The sequence below is a fragment of the Protofrankia sp. Cr1 genome, assembly GCF_963555865.1.
GTDB lineage: Bacteria > Actinomycetota > Actinomycetes > Frankiales > Frankiaceae > Protofrankia.
Genome location: NZ_CAUVXO010000295.1, coordinates 1 through 6,187, shown reverse-complemented (window position 1 = coordinate 6,187; position 6,187 = coordinate 1). Strand labels below are relative to the sequence as shown.

Below are 6,187 nucleotides of genomic sequence, written 5' to 3'. Positions count from 1 at the left end.
ACTCCCACGCTGCCGGTTCGGCGAACGTCCCGTACTCGCGCAGCGCTTCGACCACCCGCCCGAGCTGGGTGGTGGTGGCCACGTAGGCGCAGACGACCCCGCCGGGCACCAGCGCGGTGCTCACCGCGTCCAGCACGTCCCACGGGGCCAGCATGTCCAGCACCACCCGGTCCATGTCCCGTTCGGCCGCCTCGGCCAGGTCGCCCACCCGCAGTGTGTGGGCGGGATGCGGCCCGCCGAAGAAGGTCTCGATGTTCTTCTGGGCGATCGCGGCGAAATCGGGCCGCCGTTCGTAGGAGACGAGGTGTCCGGTGTCGCCGACAGCCCGCAGCAACGAGCATGACAGTGCTCCCGAACCCACGCCGGCCTCCAGCACCCGCGCGCCGGGAAAGAGGTCGGCATAGGCCACGATCTGCGCGGCGTCCTTGGGATAGACCACGGCCGCGCCGCGTGGCATCGACAGGACGAAGTCGCTCAGCAACGGGCGCAGCGCCAGATACGGCGTTCCACCCGTGCTTGTCACGACCACGCCCTCCTCGCGGCCGATCAGGTCGTCGTGCCCGATCGCACCGGCGTGGGTGTGGAACTGGCGGCCCGGCTCCAGCAGGACGGTGTGGCGTCGCCCCTTGGGGTCGGTCAGCTGGACACGATCGCCCTTGGTGAATTCGCCGCGACGGTGTGCCGCGCCGGTCGGCGGCCGGTTCACTTTCCGGCCGCCGATCTGGCTGCGCTCGCCGGGTCGATGCGGGCGACCAGGTCGACCATGGCGAGGACGCCGACGGGGCGTCCGTCCTGCGTCACCAGGTACTCGGACGCGGGTGTGCTGCGCACGGCTGCCAACAGATCTTCGCCTTCCAGTTCAGCGGCCAGCACCATGCCGGGTTCGAGCGTACGGCTGACCTCATCCACGGTCATCCACGGCCGGCGGTGTTCGGGTAGGGCGTCCACGGCCGAGCCGTTCATGACCTTCACGGGTGTCCCGGCGGAGTCGACGACGGCCACCGCGCTGGCCCCGAGCTCGCGCGCCTGCGCCAGCGCCGCCGCGAGCGGCACGGCAGCCTCCACCGGTAGCGTGCGGCGCGCGAGCCGACCGGCGGACACCCCTGGCAGGCGCATCCGGAGCTGTGCCTGGCGCAACAGTTGATATGCCCCGATACCGATGAACGCGCTGATGCCGAGCAGGTAGACACCGCCGAAGTCACTGCCAGGAGCGACCAGGCTCCACAGCGCCAGCAGGCCGGCGACCACGAAACCGCCGTAGGCGCCGACCTGGATGCCCCGGAGCTTGTTCTTGGTGACGCCCCAGACCGCGGCCACGACCAGCCGGCCTCCGTCCAGGGGCAGCCCGGGCGCGAGATTCAACACGCAGAACGCAACGTTGGTCACGGTGAGGTCGAGGATCACGACACCGGGCTGCGTGCCGCTGTCCACCACCGTCAGCACGGCGAAGCCCACGGCCGCGAGCAGACCGTTCATGGCCGGGCCCGCGCCTGCCACCAGGAATTCGCGCACGGGTGTCTGCGGTTCGGGTGAGATCTCGGTGAACCCGGCGAATCCGTGCACGGTCACCGCCCGTACCCCGAGGCCGAACCCGAGCGCGACGAGGCAATGGCCAAGCTCGTGGACGACCAGGGATGCGACGAATCCGGCCGCGGTGATGGCGGCCAACAGGTACAGGCGATCGTCGGCGACATCGGGCAGGCGGTCGCGATTGGGGCCGATCAACAGCCAGCAGATGATGACGGCGAACACGAGCGCCAGCGGAGACAGGTATACCGGCACGCCGCGGACCCGCCCGATCAGCAAGCCGGGCGCGCGACGAGGCTGCTCACCGCCGCTGCCCGCAACGGGAGGGCGCTCACGGTGGACCTGGTCAGGCTGATCGGCCATGTCTGCGATGCTACGGCTTCCCCCGGATAGCGGCTCCGGCGATCGCGCTCGATCGGGTTGGCGTCGGGTGGGGGCTCCGCCGCGATCCGGGGACGCCGAGCTCCAAGGCTGTGGCCGGATTGTCGGAGCGGCCGCCTATGGTCCCAAGCCATGGAGCCATCCGTGGTAGGTGCCGACACATCCGCTGGGCAGGCCGCGTCCGCTGGGCAGGCTCCGTCTCCGGCGGGCGAGATTCGCATCGTCGGCTCGCTTTCGCCGTCGCGGGCGGGCGACTTCATGAGCTGTCCGCTGCGCTACCGGTTCCGGGTGGTGGACCGGCTGCCCGAACCGCCGAGTTCAGCCATGGTGCGCGGAACGGTCGTCCACTCGGTGCTGGAACGGCTGTTCGACCATCCGCCTCCCGAGCGCACGCCGGCCGCGGCCGAAGCGCTGCTGGAGCCGGCCTGGCGCGATCTGCTCGCCCGGGAACCGGAACTCAGCGGGTTGTTCGCGGACGACACCGAGCGGGCGGCATGGATGGATTCGGCCCGGGTGCTGCTCGCCGGGTACTTCAGCCTGGAGGATCCGGCGCGTCTCGCACCGGCCGCCCGGGAGCTCTACGTCGAGCACGTGCTCGCATCCGGGGTACGCCTTCGCGGGTACATCGACCGTCTCGACGAGGCGAGGACCCCTGACGGCGTGGCGCTGCGGGTCGTCGACTACAAGACCGGGCGGGCTCCGGGACCGGCGTTCGAAGGCTCGGCGCTGTTCCAGATGAAGTTCTACGCCTACCTGGTCTGGCGGATCCGCGGCGTGGTCCCTCGTGAACTGCGGCTCTACTACCTCGGGGATCGCAGCTGGCTACGGGTCGTACCCGATGAGGCGGATCTGCGGGCGACCGAACGGAAGATCGACGCGCTGTGGTCCGCGATCAACCGGGCCCGTCGCACGGGTGACTGGCGGGCGACCCCGAGCAAGCTGTGCGACTGGTGTGACCACAAGGCACGGTGCCCCGCATTCGGTGGCACGCCGCCGCCGCTGCCCGCACCCGATGGCACGGCCGGCGTGGGGGCTGATGAGCCCGCGCCGCCGGTATGTGAGGCAGCTGGATGACAGCCGGGTGACAACGGTGCGTCGGTGTGGGTTGACTCGGTTTAACGCAGGTTGCGTTGGAAGAATCTTCTGACAGGTGCGGTGTATTCGGATCGACCTCTGATCGAGCACCGTTGGAGCGGTCAACGGGACGGGCGGTCGCGGGTGGGACAGTACCGGGGACGACAGGATGACCGTGCCTTTCGAAAGGAGCTTTTTCCATGAGCCGAGCGGGCCGGAGCTCCGGCGCTGATCCCTCCGCCGGGCCGGTGGGGTCCTCGGATCCGACTCACGCCACGGGCGGTACGGGGTCGGACGTGATTGCCGCGGCGCGGGCCGCCGGCTTGGTCAAGATTTATGGATCCGGACAGACCGCGGTGACCGCACTGCGCGATATCGACGTTTCCTTCCCCCGCGGGCGGTTTACCGCGATCATGGGGCCGTCCGGGTCGGGCAAGTCGACGTTGATGCATTGCCTGGCCGGTCTTGACACCGTGACCCGGGGCCAGGTCTTCATCGGCGCCGTGGACCTGTCGCGGTTGTCGGACAAGGCGCTCACCCAGCTTCGCCGTGACCGCATCGGCTTCGTGTTCCAGCAGTTCAACCTGTTGCCGACGCTGACCGCAGCCGAGAACATCACGCTTCCCCTCGACATCGCCGGCCGCAAGCCCGACCACGAGTGGATGGCGCAGGTGGTCGACGCCGTCGGGCTCGCACCGCGCCTGAGCCACCGCCCGTCGGAGCTTTCCGGCGGTCAGCAGCAGCGGGTCGCGTGTGCCCGCGCCCTGGTGACCCGGCCGGACATCGTCTTCGCAGACGAGCCCACCGGCAACCTGGACTCCAGGTCCGGAGCCGAGGTGCTGTCGTTTCTCCAACGCTCTGTTCGCGAGCTCGGTCAGACCGTCGTGATGGTCACCCACGATCCCAGCTCGGCGTCCTTCTCCGATGAGGTCGTCTTCCTCGTCGACGGAAGGATCGTCGACTCGATGCCGAACCCGACCGCCGAACGCGTCCTCGACCGGATGAAGCACCTCGATCAGCTCCAGCAGGAGGCCGACGCCGAGGACGGCGACCGTTCGGACTGGGGTGGCCGGCAACCCTGGCAGGACGAGGGCGTAGGTCTCGACGAAGCCGTCGACGAAGCCGCCGACGTGGCCGTCGACGAAGCCGCCGGCTACGGATCGTCGGGCAGGGCCTGACCGATGCTGCGCACCACCCTGAAGAATCTGCTGGCCCGCAAGCTCCGGCTGCTGCTCTCCGCTCTCGCGGTCGTGGCCGGGGTCAGTTTCGTCACCGGCACGCTGGTACTCACCGATACCCTCAACCAGACGTTCGACACGCTGTTCGCCAACGCCACTAAGAACGTCAGCGTGGCGGTTCGTACGATCAACGCAGTGGACGACAGTTCTGCTGGGAACAGCCCGAGCCGGCCTCTTCCCAGCTCCCTGCTGGATGTGGTCAAGGGCGTGCCCGGGGTACGGGCGGCCGTCGGCGATGTAGACGGAACAGCGGTGTTCGTCAACCCCCGCACCGGCAAGGTGCCCGACACCGGCGGTGCGCCCGGGATCGGCACCAACTGGGACGGTGGCACTGCGGTGTCCGCGGTCGAGATCGCCGCGGGTCGTGCACCGCACGGCCAGGAATTCGTGATCGACAAGAGCAGTGCGGACAAGGCGGATCTGCTGATCGGCGATCGGGTGACCGTGCTGACCAAGGGCGCACCCGCTGTCTACACCCTGGTCGGGACGTTCCGGCTGGCCGGACAGGACAGCGTCGGGGGCGCTACCGTGATCGCTTTCGACACGGCCACCGCGCAGCGCGTCCTGCTCGCCCCGGACGAGTTCACCTCGATCAGAATCGCCGCCGTCGACGGACTGTCCCAGACCGACCTTCGCGACCGGATCTCCGGGGTGCTACCCGCAGGCGTCGAGGCGATCACGGGCAAACAGCTGGCCGACGAGAACGCGAACGCGATCCAGAAGGCTATCGGCGGTTTCTCCACATTCCTGCTGATATTCGCCGGCATCTCGGTCTTCGTGGGTGCATTCATCATTTTCAACACCTTCACGATGCTGGTGGCCCAGCGGGTCCGGGAGCTCGCGTTGCTGCGGGCGCTGGGCGCCAGCCGGCGCCAGGTCCAGCTCGCGGTCCAGCTTGAGGCGGGCGTCGTCGGGTTTGTCGGCGCGACAGTCGGGCTGGTGTTCGGCGCGGGTCTGGCCGTCCTGTTGCGACTCGCGGTGGCGGCGTTCGGGGTGTCGCTACCCGGCGGGGGGTTGGTGTTCCGACCCCGAACGATCATTGTCGCCTACGCTGTCGGCGTTGTCGTCACGGCGGTCGCCGCCTTCATCCCCGCGCGCAAAGCCGCGTCGGTCCCACCGGTGGCGGCGATGCGCGAATCCTTCGTCCTACCCGCGCGTTCCCTGCGCTCCCGTGGTATCGCCGGTGGCGCCCTGGCGGGTATCGGCGCGTTGCTCCTCGTCTATGGGCTGACCGCCGTCACCGGGAAGTCCGGGGCAGCGGTGGTCGGCATCGGTGCCGGACTGTGCTTCCTCGGCATCGCGACTCTCTCGCCGCTGCTCGCGCGGCCCATCACCAGGTTCATCGGCAGTCCGCTGCCGGTTCTGTTCGGCGCCACCGGCCGCCTCGGACGCGAGAACGCCATGCGTAATCCACGCCGGAGCGCCTCGACGGCATCCGCGTTGATGATCGGCCTGGCGCTGGTCAGTGCGTTCGCGGTGCTCGGTGCGTCCATCAAGGATTCCGTCAAGGAGACCGTCAGCAACAGTCTGGGTGCGGACTTCTACCTGGCCGGGTCCGGTTTCGGTCAGGGGTTCAGCCCCGACATCGCCCAGTCTCTGCGGGGTAAACCAGGCATCGAGCTCGTCACAGGCCTGCGGTCGGACGTGGCCCAGATCAAGGGGAAGAAGGGGACCATCCTGGCGGGTGACCCGGTTGCCCTGCCGCAGCTGCTCGCGTTGCGACAGGTCAACGGGGATATCGCCAAGCTCGGCAACGGAACGATCATTATGGACAGCGACACGGTGACGGCTGACGGGCTCGTCGTGGGTCAGCAGGTTCCGGTGGTTTTCCCGGATGGCCCGACCACCCTCACCCTCGCCGGGACGTACAAGAAAAGCCAGGTCGCTGGCAAGTACCTCGTCGCCCTGAGTGAGTTCAGTCGGCATTACAACTCCGATCTCGACATCTTCGTCATGGTCAGGATCGC

At 68.7% G+C, this 6,187-nt stretch carries 5 protein-coding genes; 3 read left to right on the top strand and 2 right to left on the bottom strand.

Annotation, left to right across the window (positions count from 1 at the left end; translation table 11 throughout):
- Both U9980_RS19445 and U9980_RS19440 read right to left on the bottom strand, forming a co-directional pair.
- Positions 1-706: tRNA (adenine-N1)-methyltransferase (locus U9980_RS19445; protein WP_322769227.1), on the bottom strand; the 706-nt coding region annotated here is incomplete at its 3' end.
- On the bottom strand, positions 703-1,890 hold the full coding sequence (locus U9980_RS19440; protein WP_322755136.1) for a site-2 protease family protein: 1,188 nt from the start codon (positions 1,888-1,890) through the stop codon (positions 703-705). The genes U9980_RS19445 and U9980_RS19440, both read right to left, overlap by 4 nt.
- A gap of 150 nt (positions 1,891-2,040) precedes the next feature.
- Here U9980_RS19440 and U9980_RS19435 point away from each other — a divergent pair, with 150 nt between their 5' ends.
- From U9980_RS19435 to U9980_RS19425, 3 genes are all read left to right on the top strand, one after another.
- Positions 2,041-2,982, top strand: a complete 942-nt coding sequence (locus U9980_RS19435; RefSeq protein ID WP_322769226.1) for a PD-(D/E)XK nuclease family protein — start codon at positions 2,041-2,043, stop codon at positions 2,980-2,982.
- A 200-nt stretch (positions 2,983-3,182) separates the two neighbouring features.
- A complete protein-coding gene (locus U9980_RS19430; protein WP_416210327.1) occupies positions 3,183-4,160 on the top strand; it encodes an ABC transporter ATP-binding protein in 978 nt (325 codons plus the stop codon).
- A gap of 3 nt (positions 4,161-4,163) precedes the next feature.
- A partial coding sequence (locus U9980_RS19425) for an ABC transporter permease (protein WP_322769225.1) occupies positions 4,164-6,187 on the top strand: 2,024 nt, incomplete at its 3' end.

What these genes read in the sequence shown, in the direction of transcription:
- U9980_RS19430 (WP_416210327.1), top strand. Translation starts at nt 3,183, where the DNA reads ATGAGCCGAGCGGGCCGGAGCTCCGGCGCTGATCCCTCCGCCGGGCCG.
- U9980_RS19440 (WP_322755136.1), bottom strand. Translation starts at nt 1,890, where the DNA reads ATGGCCGATCAGCCTGACCAGGTCCACCGTGAGCGCCCTCCCGTTGCG.
- U9980_RS19435 (WP_322769226.1), top strand. Translation starts at nt 2,041, where the DNA reads ATGGAGCCATCCGTGGTAGGTGCCGACACATCCGCTGGGCAGGCCGCG.